Consider the following 15,803-nt stretch of genomic DNA (forward strand, 5'->3'; position numbering starts at 1 on the left):
CGCAACTCAGGAGCGGTTGGACACGGAGTCCCCGTGAACGGCGCCGGAGAGCAGTTCGGGCAGCGTCCCGGCGAAGTCCGGTAGCGCGCGGGCGGCCCGCCACCAGGCGTCGGCGTCGCCGCCGAGGGCGGCTTCGAACAGCCGGTCCGCCTCGGCGCGGGCGGCGAGCACCGCCGGGTGGTGGTCGTGGCGGTCGGGGTGGTCCATCTCGCCCAGCCAGTGGCCCTCGTCCAGGGCCCACGCGGCGGGGGCCTTGTGCCGGATCACGTCGGCGCCGGCCAGGATCCCGTCGTCGAGGCAGGCGCGGACCCACCGGATGTCCTCGCGCAGATCGCCCATGGCGTTGGGCACCCCGAGGCTCGCGAGGGCCAGCTCGCGGTTCACGCTGTCGTCCGGCTCCCACGCGGTTCCCGGCGCGAGGGCGTCCACCGCCTCGGCGAGCCCGGGTATCGCGGCCTCCGGCTGCGGCGGCGGTGCGGCCCCGGCGGCGACCGCGGCCGCCAGCTCGGGGAGGGTCCCCGCGAACCCGGGGGCGTTCCGCTGCAGCTCGGCCCACAGCCGGGGGTCGTCGCCGAGCGCCGGGCGCAGCACCCGCAGCAGGGCGGAGCGCATCCCGGCCCACTCGGCCAGGTTCCAGCCGAGGCCTCCGGCGGCGTGGGCCTGCCCGAGGAGCAGCGCCCGGTGGGCCGGGGCGACGGCCGCCGCGAGCTCGTCGAAGGTCAGGGTGCCGGTCCGGACGGCGCGGACCGCCGGCCGGTGCCATCCCGGGCCGTACGAGGCCTGGGCGCGGGTGTCGAGCAGCGCGAGCCGGACCCGCCGGTCCAGATCGGCGACCAGCAGCAGGGCCTCCACGGAGCCGGGCGGCAGCGGGGCGCGGGCGTGCTCGCGCAGCAGGGTCGCGGGGTCGAGCTCGTACGGGAGGGCCAGCACGTCGAGCGGGATCCGCGGGCGGCGGCTGCCGTGCCGGCGCAGCAGCCCGATGAGCTCGGGGCCGGTCAGCGGCGGCCTGCCGGGCTCCCCGTCGGTCGCCGGCGGCCCGATCGGGCGGCCGAGCTCGGCGCCGAGGGTGGCGAGCAGCTCCGGCGAGGGGCCGGGGCGGGCCGCGTACCGCGCGGGGCCGGGCAGGCCGGGCAGGGGGCGGCCGTGCACCTGGGGGCTGCGGGCGATGGTGCGGCGGTCCTCGTCGGTGCCCTCGCGCAGCAGCAGGGTGACGGCGGAGGCCGGCAGATACTCGTCCCGGCACAGGAACCGGCGGGTGGGCGCGTCGAGCCGCCCGAGGAGGTCGGAGGCGACGGCGTCCGGTGCGTGGCGCAGCAGGAGCGCCACGCACCAGGCGAGCCGTCGGCTCTCCCTGTCCACGTTCACATGCATCCGCTTCCCCGGGTTCCCTGTCGCCAGTGTCGTACGCCTGACAGGCACCCGGCGATGATCGCAGGTCAGCGGATGGGGCGGTGGACGTTCTTCTGAGTCGACGGACCGGGGGTGGCGTCGGCGATCCAGGGGCCGTCGCCGGAGGGGTCGAGCACGCCCTCCTCGAGCCAGGTGTAGGTGCCGGAGAGCACCCCGGCGACGACCTTGCGGTCCAGGTCGTCGGTGTTGGACCAGAGCCGGCCGAAGAGCTCCTCGACGCGGATCCGGGACTGCCGGCAGAAGACGTCGGCCAGCTGGTAGGCCTCGCGGCCGTGTTCCCCGGAGGCGCGCAGGTGCTCGGCGCGCACGCAGGCCGCGCTCATCGCGAAGAGTTCGGCGCCGATGTCGACGATCCGGCCGAGGAAGCCCTGCTTGGTCTCCATGCGGCCCTGCCAGCGGGACATCGCGTAGAACGTGGACCGGGCGAGTTTGCGGGCGCTGCGCTCGACGTAGCGCAGGTGGACGGAGAGGTCGGGGTGGCCGCCCGGGTGGAAGGCGCGGTACGCGCCGGGGACGTGGCCGGGGCCGGTGGCGAGCTTGGGCAGCCAGCGGGCGTAGAACCCGGCGGCGCGGGCTCCGGCCCTGGCCTTGTCGCCGAGCGCCTTCTCGGGGTCGATGAGGTCGCCGGCGACCGAGAGGTGGGCGTCGACGGCCTCACGCGCGATCAGCAGGTGCATGATCTCGGTGGAGCCCTCGAAGATCCGGTTGATGCGCAGGTCGCGCAGCATCTGCTCGGCGGGGACGGCGCGCTCGCCGCGGGCGGCCAGCGACTCGGCGGTCTCGAAGCCGCGTCCGCCGCGGATCTGGACGAGCTCGTCGGCCATCAGGCAGGCCATCTCGCTGCCGTAGAGCTTGGCGAGGGCGGCCTCGATGCGGATGTCGTTGCGGTCCTCGTCGGCCATCTGGGAGGCGAGGTCGACGACGGCTTCGAGGGCGAAGGTGGTGGCGGCGATGAAGGAGATCTTGGCGCCCACGGCCTCGTGCTTGGCGACCGGGCGGCCCCACTGCTCGCGGACGGCGGACCATTCGCGGGCGATCTTCAGGCACCACTTCCCGGCGCCGACGCACATGGCGGGCAGGGACAGCCGGCCGGTGTTCAGGGTGGTCAGCGCGATCTTCAGCCCGGCGCCCTCGGCGCCGATGCGCTGCGAGGCGGGCACCCGGACCCGGTGGAAGCGGGTGACGCCGTTCTCCAGGCCGCGCAGGCCCATGAAGGCGTTGCGGTGCTCGACGGTGATCCCCGGGGAATCGGCCTCGACGACGAACGCGGTGATGCCACCGCGGTGGTTCTCCGACTTCGGGACGCGGGCCATCACCACCAGCAGGTCCGCGACGACCCCGTTGGTGGTCCAGAGCTTCACCCCGTCGAGGACGTAGGCGTCCTCGCCCTCGGGGACGGCGGTGGTGGCCAGGCGCGCCGGGTCGGAGCCGACGTCCGGCTCGGTGAGCAGGAAGGCGCTGATGGCGGTGGTCGCGCAGCGCGGCAGGAAGGTTTCCTTCTGCTCCTGCGTGCCGAACATCTTCAGCGGCTGCGGGACGCCGATCGACTGGTGCGCGGAGAGCAGGGCTCCGATGGCAGGGCTGACCGACCCGACGAGGGCCAGCGCCTTGTTGTAGTACACCTGGGTGAGGCCCAGGCCGCCGTATTTGGGATCGATCTTCATGCCGAGGGCGCCGAGCTCCTTGAGCCCGCGCACGGTCTCGTCGGGGATCTTGGCTTCGCGCTCGATGCGCGCACCGTCGATCTCGGTCTCGCAGAACGCCCGCAGCCGGGCCAGGAAGGCCTCGCCGCGCCGGACGTCTTCGTCCGCCGGCATCGGGTGCGGGTGGATCAGGTCGAGCCGGAAATGCCCCAGGAAGAGTTCCTTGGCGAAGCTGGGCTTGCGCCAGTCCTGCTCCCGGGCCGCTTCCGCGACCTGCCGTGCCTCGCGCTCGGTCACCTTGGGCTGTGCGGGCTGTGTTGCGGACATGAGGGGACTCACCTCGCCGCCGGAGTCGGTGGTACCGGCCTACTGGCCGGTGCTACCTGTGAGTCGTACCCGGTCCGGCCCTCCGGGAAAAGCCGGGACGGTCCGAGTGAGGGAAATCCAGCCCGCCCGGGCGGCTACCGCCTCGCGAGTGATCCGAACGGCGCGCGCCGCCCGAGCCGAGGCGAGTGAGCCGAAGGGGCGCGCCGGCGAAGCAGGGCGAGCGCCCGGGGAAACCGCGACGAAAGGAGCGGTTTCGAGGACGCACGCCCTCCTGGAGCCGGCAAGAGCGCCCCGGAGGCAAACCGAGCCCAAAGAACGAAGGGGACGGCCGGAGCCCCCGCACAGTGGGCTCCGGCCGTCGGCTTTCGGGCCGTAGCGAGAATCAGATGTCGAGGCCGGTCAGGACCAGGACCCGCTCGTACGTGTAGTCGTCCATCGCGTAGCGGACGCCCTCGCGGCCGACACCCGACTGCTTGACGCCGCCGTACGGCATCTGGTCGGCGCGGTAGGACGGCGCGTCGCCGACGATCACACCGCCGACCTCGAGCTCGCGGTGGGCGCGGAACGCGGTCTGGATGTTCCGGGTGAAGACGCCGGTCTGCAGGCCGAACTTCGAGTCGTTGACGGCGGCGAAGGCCTCGTCGGTGTTCTCGACCTTCGTCAGCGTCAGCACCGGCCCGAAGACCTCCTCGACGGCGAGGGTGGTGTCGGCGGGCAGGTCGGCGATGACGGTCGGCTCGTACGAGGCGCCCTCGCGCTTGCCACCGGTGAGGAGCTTGGCTCCGGCGGAGATCGCCTCGTCGACCCAGGACTCGACCCGCTTGGCGGCGTCCTCGGAGACGAGGGGGCCGACGTCGGTCGCGGAGTCGGACGGGTCGCCGGTGACCTGGGCCTGGACCTTCGCGACGACCTTCTCGACGAGGCGGTCGTAGACGGCGGCGTCGGCGATCACGCGCTGCACGGAGATGCAGGACTGGCCGGCCTGGTAGTTCGAGAAGGTCGCGATACGGGTCGCGGCCCAGTCGAGGTCGGCCTCGGAGGACCAGTCGTCCAGGACCACGGCGGCGGCGTTGCCGCCGAGCTCCAGGGTGCAGTGCTTGTGGGGCACCGACTGCTGGATGGCGTAGCCGACCTTGTCGGAGCCGGTGAAGGAGATGACGGGCAGGCGCTCGTCCTTCACCAGGGCCGGCATCTTGTCGTTGGCGACCGGCAGGACCGACCAGGAACCGGCCGGGAGGTCGGTCTCGGCGAGCAGCTCGCCCAGGATCAGGCCGGAGAGCGGGGTGGCCGGGGCCGGCTTCAGGATGATCGGTGCGCCGACGGCGATGGCCGGGGCCACCTTGTGGGCGCACAGGTTCAGCGGGAAGTTGAACGGCGCGATGCCGAGGACCGGGCCCTTGACGAAGCGGCGGGTCAGGGCGAGACGGCCGACGCCACCGGCGTCGGTGTCGAGGCGCTGGGCCTCTCCGCCGTTGAAGCGGCGGGCCTCTTCGGCGGCGAAACGGAACACGGACACCGCACGGCCGACCTCACCGCGGGCCCACTTGATGGGCTTGCCGTTCTCGGCGGAGATCAGCTGGGCGATCTCCTCGGTGCGCTCGACGAGCCGCTTGGACACGTGGTCCAGGGCGGCGGCACGGACATGGGCGGGAGTCGCGGAGAACTCGGCCGTCACGGCGTACGCCGCGGCCACGGCCTCTTCGACCTGGGCGTCGGTGGGCACGCTGACCGTGCCGACGAGCCGGTTGTCCCACGGGGAGTGGACGTCGAAGCTGTCCTCGCCGGTGGCCTGGCGGCCGGCGAGCCAGAAGGCGTGGGTGGAAGTCATGCGAATCCCGGCCCTTCGAGTGTGTGCGGGGTCCTTGTCCCCTCCACCGTAGGACTCCGTCCGGGTTTCGGCGTTTAGCCTGGGTGGAGTGTGCGGAGCCTTGCCCGCGCCGCTTTGTCAGTGTCGGCGCACCGGTGATGCTGCACGGGGCCTTCTCCCCGCCCCGCCCTTCCACCGTTCACCGCTCCGCCCGGACCCGGTCCTCAAGCGCCGGACGGCCTGGAAAATCCAGCCCCGCCGGCGTTTGGAGCGCGGGGTCCGCGGCGGAGCCCCAGTCCGGGAAGGGGCGGGGCGGGGCGGAAACCTCCGCGCAGCGGCAGCCCGCAGCGGCAGCCCGCGGCTACGCCGTAGGCGAGGTGGCCTTGAGGGCGAGCCACAGCTCCATGCGGACGTCCGGGTCGTCCAGGGAGCGGCCCAGGATCTCCTCGACCCGCCGCATCCGGTACCGCAGCGTGTGCCGGTGCACGCCCAGGTCAGCGGCAGCCGCATCCCACTGCCCGTGCCGCGAAAGCCACGCCTGCAGTGAAGCCACCAGATCCCCCCGCCCCTTCTCGTCGTGCTCGCGCAGCGCCCGCAGGGTGCCGTCGGCGAACGCCCGTACCGCCTCGTCCGCCAGCAGCGGGAGCACCGACCCCGCCGCCAGGTCCTCGTGTTCCACCATCGGCCGCCCGCGCCGCCGGGCCACGGCCAGCGCCTGGTCGGCCTGCTTGAACGCCGCCGCCACCCCCGCAGGCACCGCGGCGGCGGACAGGCCGACCACCAGCTCGTCCGGCTCCGGACCCGTAGCCTCCCGTCCGCGCCGCGACTCCAGGGCCTCCGCGTGCTCCGCGCATGCCTGCACCGCCGAGCCCCCGTCGGCCGCCAGCACCACCAGCCTTCCCGGCTCCGGCACCACCAGCAGTGCCTCACCCGCACGGGCCGCCGCCGACTCGACGGCATCGGCCAGCAGCGCCAGGCCCTCCGGCTGCGCCGTCCCGGGCAGCGCCGGCTCCGCCACGATCAGCCGGAACGGCGCCTCCAGCAACGCCCCGTACAAGTCCCCGGCCACCGCCCGGGCGTGCTCGGCCTCCCCGTCCAGCAGCATCCGCAGCACCGCCGCCCCCAGCCGGGACTCCGCGTCGTGCAGCGATCTCGAGCGCTCGGTGGTCAGGGTCAGCAGCGCCACCGCCGAGTGCACGGCGTACCGCTCGGCCGTGCCCAGCGGGGCCCCGGTGCCGACGGCGAGCGCGCCGCGGGCCCGCCGGCCCGTCCCCAGCGACTGGAGCTCGACCCGGTCCTCCGAGCCGCCCACCACCGCGCTCGCCGGCGCCGGCCGCTCCCGCAGCCGCTCCACGTCGGGGGTCAGCCGGGCGGCCCGGCGCGCGGCCCATTCCGGGGCGGCCGCGACCACCGCGCCCGAGGTGTCGTACAGGGCGGCCCAGCCGTGCACGTGCGCCGCCAGCTTCGCCAGCAGCTCCGCGGGGCCGTCGGCGGACAGCGCGGCCCGGGTCAGCTCCCGCTGGGCCTCGAAGCCGGCGGTCACGGCGCGGTACTGGTCCGCGGCGAGGGCCGCGGAGACGGCCTTGCTGATCGCGAGGAAAGGGGTCCTGCGCGGCACCTCCAGCAGCGGCAGGTCCTCGGCGCGGGCGGCCTCGACCAAGGCCTCCGGGACCGCCTCGTAGTTCACGCCGACGGCGAAGCCGATGCCGACGACCCCGGCCGCGGCGAGGCGGCGTACGTACCGGCGCATCTCCTGCGGATCCTCCGCGTCCAGCTTCATCGCGGTGATCAGGAGCAGTTCCCCGCCCTCCATATAGGGGACGGGGTCGGCGAGCTCGCTGACGTGGGCCCAGCGGACGGGGGTGTCCAGGCGGCTCTGCCCCGCCCGGACGCTCAGCTTGAGCGCCGAGTGCTGGACGAGCGAGGCGAGGGTGAGCGGCATCGGGTACCAGGGGCCTTAGAGGGAGGAGGGGCGCGGCGCGGAATTTCGCCTTGTCGTATGAACGACTCCCCTCGATTCTGCCACCTCGTACGGGTCGGCTCAGCCCGTCGCGGCCAGCCGGACCAGCAGCGGAGCCGCCCGCTCGCCGCGGACCGAGGTCAGCGAGAGCACCGCGTGCCCGGGCGGTACGGCGTGCGCCAGCTCGGAGGCCGACCACCGCTCCCGCTCCACCTGGCGCACGGTCACCGCGTCCGTGGTCACGGCCTTGCCGGTGACCAGCTTGCGGAAGGCGTGGATGGCCCGGGTCAGCGGCTGGTCGGCGAAGACGGTCCGGTGGGTGACGTCGCGCGTCTCCACCCACTCGGTGCCCCAGGCCTCGGCGAAGCGCTTGCCGTCCCAGGTGGTGACCCCGGAGAAGGCCATCCGGCAGCCGACCGCCCCGAGCAGCGGGGTGCGCAGCGCCTCCGGTACGTCGTCCAGCGTGCGCAGCGTCAGCAGTACGCCCGCGTTCGCCGAGCGCAGCCGCTGCAGGCCCCGCACGGTCTGCGGGGTCAGGGTGTGGGAGGCGTCGTCGAAGGCGAGGAACGCGAACAGGGACCGGTCGGCGCGGGCCTCGGCGGAGGCGGTGAACTGCGCGAGCAGCAGCCGGGCCAGGATCCGGGAGGCGTCGGCGTGCCCGCGCTCGGGCAGGTCGATGCGGACGCGGAGCGGGTGTTCCAGGGCGCGCAGCGAGAAGGGCCGCCCTTGGCCGGTGGTGTCGAAGAAGCCGGCGAAGGCGGGCCGGTCGAGGAGGGCTACCCGGTCCGCGAGGGCGGGGCCCGGGTCGCCCTGAGCCGCGTACTGCCGTTCGCGTGCGTCGAGTTCGCGGAGCATCACCTGCTGTCCGGCGGCTTCGAGGACGGTGCGCAGTCCGCCGAGGGCCTCGGGCACCCGGTCGAGCAGTTCGCGCAGTTCGGGCACGGCGGGGAAGCGGCCGTACGCCGCCCGGAACGGGCCGAGCAGCTGGGCGAGGACCGTCGCGGCCCGGCGTACCTCCAGGCCGGGGACGTCGCCGACGAAGGCCTCGGCGAGCAGGGTGGCCGCCTCGTCGGCGTCGGTGGTGCCGCCGTACAGGTCGAGGTCGTAGACGGAGTCAGGGTCGCCGACGCGGACCACGACGTCGTACGCGGTGTCCGGCCCGAGCTGGGCGCCGGCCGAGGCGACGGCGATGACGGCGGCCTGTCCGGCCAGCGCCTGGAGGGCGAGCGATTCGACGACGGGCCGCACCAGCTGCCGGGTCTTGCCCGCGCCGGACGGGCCGACGGCGAGCAGCGAGGTGCCGAGCACGGCGGGGTCGAGGGCCAGGCGCGTGCCGCGCCGGCCGTACGGGTTGCGCTCGCTGTCGTCGACCGTGCCGAGCAGCACCTGCCGGGCCAGCAGGTCGTGCCGCGCGGCCCGGACGGGCAGGTCCCGGGCCCCTGACGGGTGGACGCAGGCGCCCGCGCCCTTGTCGCGCACGGCGTCGGCGAAGGCGGCGGCCCGCGCGGGCTCGGCCCGTACGGACTCCCAGGCGCGCCGGATCCGCGCGTAGTCGACGTCGTTCATCCGCCCGGCCCCGACCTCGGCCCCGAGCCGGTCGGCGGTCTCCCCCAACCCGGCCCCCCGCACCTGCGGCCACCCCACGGGATCGTCGGGACCGCCCTCCTCGGGCCGGGCCGGGACGGCCGCCTGAACCGCCTGCACGGCACAGCTGCGGAGCATGCGGCGGGCCAGTTCGGGCCAGCGGCCGAGCCGCCCGAAGCCGACGGCCAGGATGGCGATGACAAGGCCGTACCAGATGTACGAGGCCACCACGGAGGGCAGCTTCCCGGCCCAGGAGTCGGGCGTGAACATGTAGAGCGGCCAGAGCCAGAAGCCGCCCAGGTAGCCGTTCCAGAGCAGGGACCACAGCAGCAGCCCGGCGAGCAGGGCGATCAGCGCACCGCTGATCAGCTGCCGGGTCGGGGTCCGCTCGGGCTCCTCGGCGGCGCGCGGCACGTGTCCGTACGTCCACACGCCGGGCCCGTCGGAACTGCGCGGGGTGCGCAGCCAGTCGGCGAGGGACGGGGCGGAATCGGCGGGGGCGTGGGCGGGCTTCGGGGGGAGTGGGGGCGGCGGGCCGGCGGGGCGCGGGACGTGCCCGGCGCGCGGCGGCCGCTTCTCGTCCGTGCCGTACGTGCCGTCGGTGTCCATGAAACCCCTGCCCCCTGCCCGTGCCTGCGCTGCGTCGCTCAATGTAGTTGCCCGGAGGCGGCCGTGGGCCCCGTACGAGACCCCTGTCTCCGCAGCGTCCACAAGACAGGCGGCGGGTCCTTCCTATGGCCGCCACGGACAAGGACACGCGGGCACCACTCCCGAACGGAGCATGCCGTACCCCCTCCCCCGGGCCTAGCCTGCGGACAAAGACACAAGTGCGTCCGAAAACACCCCCCAGGAGCCCTCCATGACCGCTGTCCCGCAGGAGCGCAAGATCGTCACCGCGATCCCCGGCCCCAAGTCGCAGGAGCTGCAGGCCCGCCGTCTCGAGACGGTCGCCGGCGGCGTGGGCTCCGTGCTCCCCGTCTTCACGGCCCGCGCCGGCGGCGGCATCATCGAGGACGTCGACGGCAACCGCCTGATCGACTTCGGTTCCGGCATCGCCGTGACCTCCGTCGGCGCCTCCGCCGAGGCCGTCGTGCGCCGCGCCTCCGCCCAGCTCGCAGACTTCACCCACACCTGCTTCATGGTCACGCCGTACGAGGGCTACGTCGAGGTCTGCGAGGCGCTGGCCGAGCTGACCCCGGGTGACCACGCGAAGAAGTCGGCGCTGTTCAACTCCGGCGCCGAGGCCGTCGAGAACGCCGTCAAGATCGCCCGTGCGTACACCAAGCGCCAGGCCGTCGTCGTCTTCGACCACGGCTACCACGGCCGCACCAACCTCACGATGGCGCTGACGGCGAAGAACATGCCGTACAAGAACGGCTTCGGCCCGTTCGCCCCCGAGGTCTACCGCGTCCCGGTCGCCTACGGCTACCGCTGGCCCACCGGCGCCGAGAACTGCGGCCCCGAGGCCGCCGCCCAGGCGATCGACCAGATCACCAAGCAGATCGGCGCCGACAACGTCGCCGCGATCATCATCGAGCCGGTCCTCGGCGAGGGCGGCTTCATCGAGCCGGCCAAGGGCTTCCTGCCGGCGATCGTGAAGTTCGCCAACGAGAACGGCATCGTCTTCGTCGCCGACGAGATCCAGTCCGGCTTCTGCCGCACCGGCCAGTGGTTCGCGTGCGAGGACGAGGGCATCGTCCCGGACCTGATCACCACCGCCAAGGGCATCGCGGGCGGTCTGCCCCTCGCCGCCGTGACCGGCCGCGCCGAGATCATGGACGCCGCGCACGCGGGCGGCCTGGGCGGCACGTACGGCGGCAACCCGGTGGCCTGCGCCGGTGCGCTGGGCTCCATCGAGACCATGAAGGAGCTCGACCTCAACGCCGCGGCGAAGAAGATCGAGTCCGTCATGAAGACCCGCCTGACGGCCATGCAGGAGAAGTACGACATCATCGGCGACATCCGCGGCCGCGGCGCCATGATCGCGATCGAGCTGGTCAAGGACCCGGTGTCCAAGACCCCGTTCCCGGAGGCGGCCGGCGCGCTCGCCAAGGCCTGCCACGCCGAGGGCCTGCTCGTCCTCACCTGTGGCACCTACGGCAACGTGCTCCGTTTCCTCCCCCCGATCGTCATCGGCGAGGACCTGCTGAACGAGGGCCTGGACCTCATCGAGGCGGCGTTCGCGGCCATCGGCACGGACGTCTGAGCGACCTTCCGAACACGGGAGCCCGCCGGTACCCCCGGTAACGGGCGGACGCTGTGAAGAAGATGTGGGGGGCCGATGGCAGGAGCGCGATCCTGCTGTCGGTCCCCTTTCCGCTGCCGTACGGTTTCTGCAGATGAGTGAGACACCCCGCTCCCGGGAAACCGGGGGCGACACCAGTACCGGGCTTCCCCAGCGCCGCACTGGGCCTGCGTTCGCGCACACTCCTCACCGATCGGACGGCCGTTCGCCCCAAACCCCCCGGGGCGCTCGGCAACCCGATCCGGGCGGCCGTCCCGGAACCATCCCCCCTGTTCCGGGACGGCCGGCCATCCTCCTCCTTCTCTCCCTGCTGGGGCTCGCCCTGACGACCTGGCAGGTCCTGGTCTCGGGTCCGCTGCTCACGCCGGACGAGAGCCTCAGCCGCGCCCTGGTCCGTACGGTCCCCGACTCCGTCACCGAGCGCCTCTCCGACCTCGGCAACGTCCCGGTCGCCGTGCCGGTCCTGCTGCTGGCGATGGCGTACTCCGTCCGGCGCTCCCGCGCCTGGGTCCCGGCGCTGACCGCAGGGCTGGCGATGGCCCTGGTCCCGGCCGTGATCGTGCCGCTGAAGGAGTGGACCGCCCGCCCGGGGCCCCTGGAGCCCTGGGCCGCCGGCTACTACCCCTCGGGCCACACGGCCACCTCCGCCGTCGCGTACGTCGGCGCGGCCCTGCTGATCGGCCCGTATGCGCGCCGCGCGTGGCCGATGGCCGCCTCGCTCGTCCTGACCGCCGCCACGGCCACCGGCCTGATCCTGCGCGGCTGGCACTGGCCCCTGGACGTACTGGCCAGCTGCTTCCTGTGCGCGCCCCTGCTGCTGGCCGTGGCCCACACCGTACGCCGCGCTGTCAGACCCTCCGCCGGCGAGGGGGGCGCGACCACTCATGGGAAGTAGGCGTCGAAGTTCTTCGAGAACTCCCAGCCGCCGAAGCGGTCCCAGTTGATCGACCAGGTCATCAGGCCGCGCAGGGCGGGCCAGGTGCCGTGCGTCCGGTAGGTCCCGCAGTCGGTCTTCTTCGTCAGGCAGTCCAGCGCCTTGTTCACCTCGGCGGGCGAGGTGTGGCCGTTGCCCGCGTTGGTCGTGGCCGGGAGGCCGATCGCCACCTGGTCCGGCCGCAGCGGCGGGAAGACGCGCGCGGTGTCGCCCGCCACCGGGAAGCCGGTGAGCAGCATGTCGGTCATGGCGATGTGGAAGTCCGCGCCGCCCATGGAGTGGTACTGGTTGTCGAGGCCCATGATCGAGCCCGAGTTGTAGTCCTGGACGTGGAGCAGGGTGAGGTCGTCGCGCAGGGCGTGGATGACCGGGAGGTAGGCGCCGGCGCGCGGGTCCTGGCCGCCCCAGGGGCCGGAGCCGTAGTACTGGTGGCCGAGCTGGACGAAGAAGGTCTCCGGGGCCATGGTCAGGACGAAGTCCGGGCCGTACTTGGCCTTCAGCGTCTTGACGGCGGAGATCAGGTTGACGATCACCGGGGTGGTCGGGGCGCGGAAGTCGGTGTCGCCCGTCGCGAGCGAGAGCGAGTGGCCCTCGAAGTCGATGTCGAGCCCGTTGAGCCCGTACTCGTCGATGATCTTGCTGACGGAGGACACGAAGGTGTCGCGGGCGGCCGTGGTGGCGAGCTGGACCTGGCCGTTCTGGCCGCCGATCGAGATCAGGACCTTCTTGCCCGCGGCCTGCTTGGCCTTGATGGCGGCCTTGAACTCGGCGGGGGACTCCACGCCCGGGCATTCGTTCACCGGGCAGAGCGAGAAGCGGATGTCCCCCGAGGTCACCGACGTCGGCTCGCCGAAGGCGAGGTTGATGACGTCCCAGGAGGCGGGGACGTCGGCCATCCTGACGTAGCCGGAGCCGTTGGCGAAGCTCGCGTGCAGGTACCCGACCAGGGCGTGGGCCGGCAGGCCCGGGTCGCCCGGGTTGCCGCCGCCGCTCGTCGTGGAGGCGGAGACGGGGGCGCTCCTCGCGGACTCGCCGGCCGCGTTCACCGCGCTGACCTGGAAGGTGTACGAGGTGGACGTGGCAAGTCCGGTGACGGTCGCCGAGGTCCCGGTGACGCTCACGGGCGCGGCGCCGTCCCGGTGGAGCTTGTACGAGGTGGCGCCGGATGCGGCCGACCAGGAAAGGTTCAGGCTGCTCGGGGTGGCGCCGGAAGCGGTCAGGCCGGTGGGGGCGGCCGGGGGCTGGGGCTGGCCGGGTCCGGAGCCGCCCGGGTAGGGGCCGACGAGCGTGACGTCGTCCGTGAGGTGGGCGGGCTGGCCGTACCAGCCGTGCGTGTAGATCGTCACCGAGGTGGTGGCCGCGCCCGTACGGAACGTCGTGCTCAGCTGCTTCCAGGCGCCCGGGGTCTGCGTCCAGGCGGACACGTCGGTGGTACCGGTCCCTGCCGCGCCGAGGTAGACGTACGCGCCCTGCACCCAGGCGCCGAGCGTGTACGTCGAGTCCGGCTTGACGGCGACGGTCTGGGAGCAGCGGGCGTTGTCCTGGCCGGCCGGGGTGGCCCTGAGGGCGGAACTGCCGCCGTGGACGGGGGCGTTGACGACGGCGCCGCTGCCGGCCGAACAGCTCCAGCCGTCGAGTCCGGCTTCGAAGCCGCCGTTGCGGGCGAGGTCGGCGTCGGCCGCGGCGGCGGGCCGGCCCGCGGCGAGGAACCCGGCCACCGCGAGGGCGGCCGCGGTGAAGAGGGACACAGGTCTGCGCACAACTGCCTCCGGAACATGGGGGGATGGAGCCAGGCCGCCGGTGAAACGGCAGCGGCGCCCAACATGGTCCAGACCAATGCACTTGTCAAGGTTTCCGGCCCTCCTCCCCCACCGCCCGCGCCGCGGCCTCGTGCATCGCGAGTTCCAGCAGCACCGGATCGGTGAGCGTCCCGCGGCCGTCCGGGACCACCAGCCAGCGCACCCCGCCCGTATGCCGGCCGGGGTAGGGGACCACGATCCAGGTCCCGCGCCCGGCTCCCCGTACGCCGGTGCCGATCCAGCGGGACGCCGTACCCGGGGGCACGAAGAAGCCCAGCCGCGAGTCGGCGGGATCGGCGAGCACCGGGCCGGGCCGGTGGAGGAACTGCGTCAGGACGTCGAGGGCGGCCTGCCCCAGCTCCCCGGGCAGGATCAGCACGTCCCAGTGCCGGCCGGCGGGCAGCAGGGCGACCCCGAGGGGGTTGCGCTCCCACTCCCACCGGCAGGTGTCGGGGTCCGGCGCCACCGACACGAGCCATTCCACCGCGGTCCTGATCTCCGAGCCCTGCATCGCCCGGCCTCCGTTCCCTGGGGTGAGGTGTCCTCACCGGGAGAGAGCGGGGCCGGGCCCTGCGATGACGCGGGTTTCAGCCCTCCGTCGGGGTGAAGCGGCTCACGGCATGAACCGCGCGCGCCGGGGGCGTACGGGGAGTCGTGCGGTCGTGGGCTCCGGTCAGCTGTCGAAGCCCAGGCCGAGCCTGTCCAGCGCCTTCAGCCACAGGTTGCGGCGCCCGCCGCGGGCGTCCGCCCGGGCCAGGGACCACTTGGTGAGGGTGATCCCGGTCCAGGCGAAGGGTTCCGGGGGGAACGGCATGGGCCGGGACTTCACCATCTCCAGCTCGGTCCGCTCGGTGCGGGCCCCGTCGAGCAGGTCCAGCATCACGTCGGCGCCGAAGCGGGTGGCACCGACCCCGAGCCCGGTGTAGCCGGCCGCGTAGGCGACCCTGCCGCCGTGCGCCGTACCGAAGAAGGCGGAGAAGCGCGAGCAGGTGTCGATGGCCCCGCCCCAGGCGTGGCTGAACTTGATGCCCTCCAGCTGCGGGAACGCGCTGAAGAAGTGCTGCGCGAGCTTCAGGTACGTCTCGGGGCGGTGGTCGTACTCGGAGTCGAGCTTGCCGCGGTAGGGGTAGATGGCGTCGTAGCCGCCCCACAGGATGCGGTTCTCCGGGGTGATGCGGAAGTAGTGGAACTGGTTGGCGCTGTCGCCCAGGCCCTGGCGGTTCCGCCAGCCGATGGCCCCCAGCTGTTCGGCGGTCAACGGCTCGGTCATGAGCGCGTAGTCGTAGACCGGGACCGTGAACGGGCGGATCCGCTTGACCAGCGACGGGAAGATGTTCGTGCCGAGCGCCACCCGCCGGGCGAAGATCCGCCCGTACGGGGTGCGTACGGCCATCCCGGCGCCCGAGGAGGCCAGGGACAGCCCGCGGGTGTTCTCGTAGATCCGCACGCCCATCGACAGGCAGGCCTCCTTCAGGCCCCAGGCGAGCTTGGCGGGGTTGAGCATGGCGACGCCGTCGGTGTCCCACAGGCCCGCGAGGAACGTCGGCGAGTCGACCTCGGCGCGCAGCTCCTCGCGGTCCAGCCAGCGCGAGCCGCCCCCGAGGCCCAGCTTCTCGGCCTCCTCGTACAGCTCGCGCAGCTCCTCGACCTGGTGGGGCTCGGTGGCCACGTCGATCTCGCCGGTGCGCTCGAAGTCGCAGTCGATGCCGTAGCGGGCGATGGCCGCCTCGATCTCATCGAGGTTGCGCGCGCCCAGCTCCTCCAGCCTGGCGAGCTCGCCCGGCCATCGGGCCATGCCGTTGGCGAGGCCGTGCGTGAGGGAGGCGGCGCAGAAGCCTCCGTTGCGTCCGGAGGCGGCCCAGCCCGCCTCCTTGGACTCGATCAGGACGACGTCCCGGGCGGGGTCGCGCTCCTTGGCGATCAGCGCGGTCCACAGTCCGCTGTACCCGGCGCCGATGACGAGCAGGTCGCAGGCCTCGTCCGAGGTCAGCGCCGGCTGTGCGGCGGGCTTGCCGGGGTCGTCCAGCCAGTACGAGACCGGCAGTGCTTCGGAAAGGGATTGAGCAACACTTCGCATGGCGACTGGGGCCATGG

The 15,803-nt window shown here is 73.4% G+C and carries 10 protein-coding genes; 2 read left to right on the forward strand and 8 right to left on the reverse strand.

Annotated elements, in window-relative coordinates:
* Window positions 1–6: 6 nt before the first annotated feature.
* The 5 genes from IF09_RS47990 to IF09_RS0122235 form a co-directional block, all read right to left on the reverse strand.
* Window positions 7–1,359 carry a hypothetical protein gene (locus IF09_RS47990; protein ID WP_158710017.1) on the reverse strand — a complete coding sequence of 451 codons (1,353 nt, stop codon included), beginning with the start codon at window positions 1,357–1,359 and terminating at the stop codon, window positions 7–9.
* A gap of 77 nt (window positions 1,360–1,436) precedes the next feature.
* Window positions 1,437–3,380: an acyl-CoA dehydrogenase family protein gene (locus tag IF09_RS0122220; protein WP_030298346.1), complete on the reverse strand. Its 1,944-nt coding sequence runs from the start codon at window positions 3,378–3,380 to the stop codon at window positions 1,437–1,439.
* A 382-nt stretch (window positions 3,381–3,762) separates the two neighbouring features.
* Window positions 3,763–5,208, reverse strand: coding sequence for an aldehyde dehydrogenase family protein (locus IF09_RS0122225; RefSeq protein WP_030298348.1), 1,446 nt, complete (start codon window positions 5,206–5,208; stop codon window positions 3,763–3,765).
* 340 nt (window positions 5,209–5,548) lie between these two features.
* The gene (locus IF09_RS0122230; RefSeq protein WP_030298350.1) at window positions 5,549–7,129 is read right to left on the reverse strand and encodes a PucR family transcriptional regulator; all 1,581 of its coding nucleotides are present in this window, start codon (window positions 7,127–7,129) and stop codon (window positions 5,549–5,551) included.
* A 99-nt stretch (window positions 7,130–7,228) separates the two neighbouring features.
* On the reverse strand, window positions 7,229–9,340 hold the full coding sequence (locus tag IF09_RS0122235) for a hypothetical protein (protein WP_030298355.1): 2,112 nt from the start codon (window positions 9,338–9,340) through the stop codon (window positions 7,229–7,231).
* Window positions 9,341–9,590: 250 nt separating this feature from the next.
* Between IF09_RS0122235 and gabT the strand changes: the two genes are divergently transcribed.
* Both gabT and IF09_RS0122245 read left to right on the forward strand, forming a co-directional pair.
* Complete coding sequence (gabT, locus tag IF09_RS0122240; protein WP_030298357.1) at window positions 9,591–10,937, forward strand: 4-aminobutyrate--2-oxoglutarate transaminase; 1,347 nt, start codon at window positions 9,591–9,593, stop codon at window positions 10,935–10,937.
* Window positions 10,938–11,070: 133 nt separating this feature from the next.
* A complete protein-coding gene (locus IF09_RS0122245) occupies window positions 11,071–11,871 on the forward strand; it encodes a phosphatase PAP2 family protein (RefSeq protein WP_037635683.1) in 801 nt (266 codons plus the stop codon).
* On the opposite strand, the gene IF09_RS0122250 is transcribed toward IF09_RS0122245, so the two are convergent.
* The 3 genes from IF09_RS0122250 to IF09_RS0122260 all read right to left on the reverse strand — a co-directional run bounded on the left by IF09_RS0122250 (window position 11,859) and on the right by IF09_RS0122260 (window position 15,801).
* A complete protein-coding gene (locus IF09_RS0122250) occupies window positions 11,859–13,670 on the reverse strand; it encodes a chitinase (protein ID WP_030298359.1) in 1,812 nt (603 codons plus the stop codon). The two genes, IF09_RS0122245 and IF09_RS0122250, sit on opposite strands and share 13 nt — an antisense overlap.
* An 85-nt stretch (window positions 13,671–13,755) precedes the next feature.
* The gene (locus IF09_RS0122255) at window positions 13,756–14,220 is read right to left on the reverse strand and encodes a hypothetical protein (RefSeq protein WP_030298362.1); all 465 of its coding nucleotides are present in this window, start codon (window positions 14,218–14,220) and stop codon (window positions 13,756–13,758) included.
* Window positions 14,221–14,382: 162 nt separating this feature from the next.
* Window positions 14,383–15,801 carry an NAD(P)/FAD-dependent oxidoreductase gene (locus tag IF09_RS0122260; RefSeq protein ID WP_030298364.1) on the reverse strand — a complete coding sequence of 473 codons (1,419 nt, stop codon included), beginning with the start codon at window positions 15,799–15,801 and terminating at the stop codon, window positions 14,383–14,385.
* Between the last annotated feature and the right edge of the window lie 2 nt (window positions 15,802–15,803).

It is taken from the genome of Streptomyces katrae (assembly GCF_000717655.1).
Taxonomy (GTDB): domain Bacteria; phylum Actinomycetota; class Actinomycetes; order Streptomycetales; family Streptomycetaceae; genus Streptomyces; species Streptomyces katrae_B.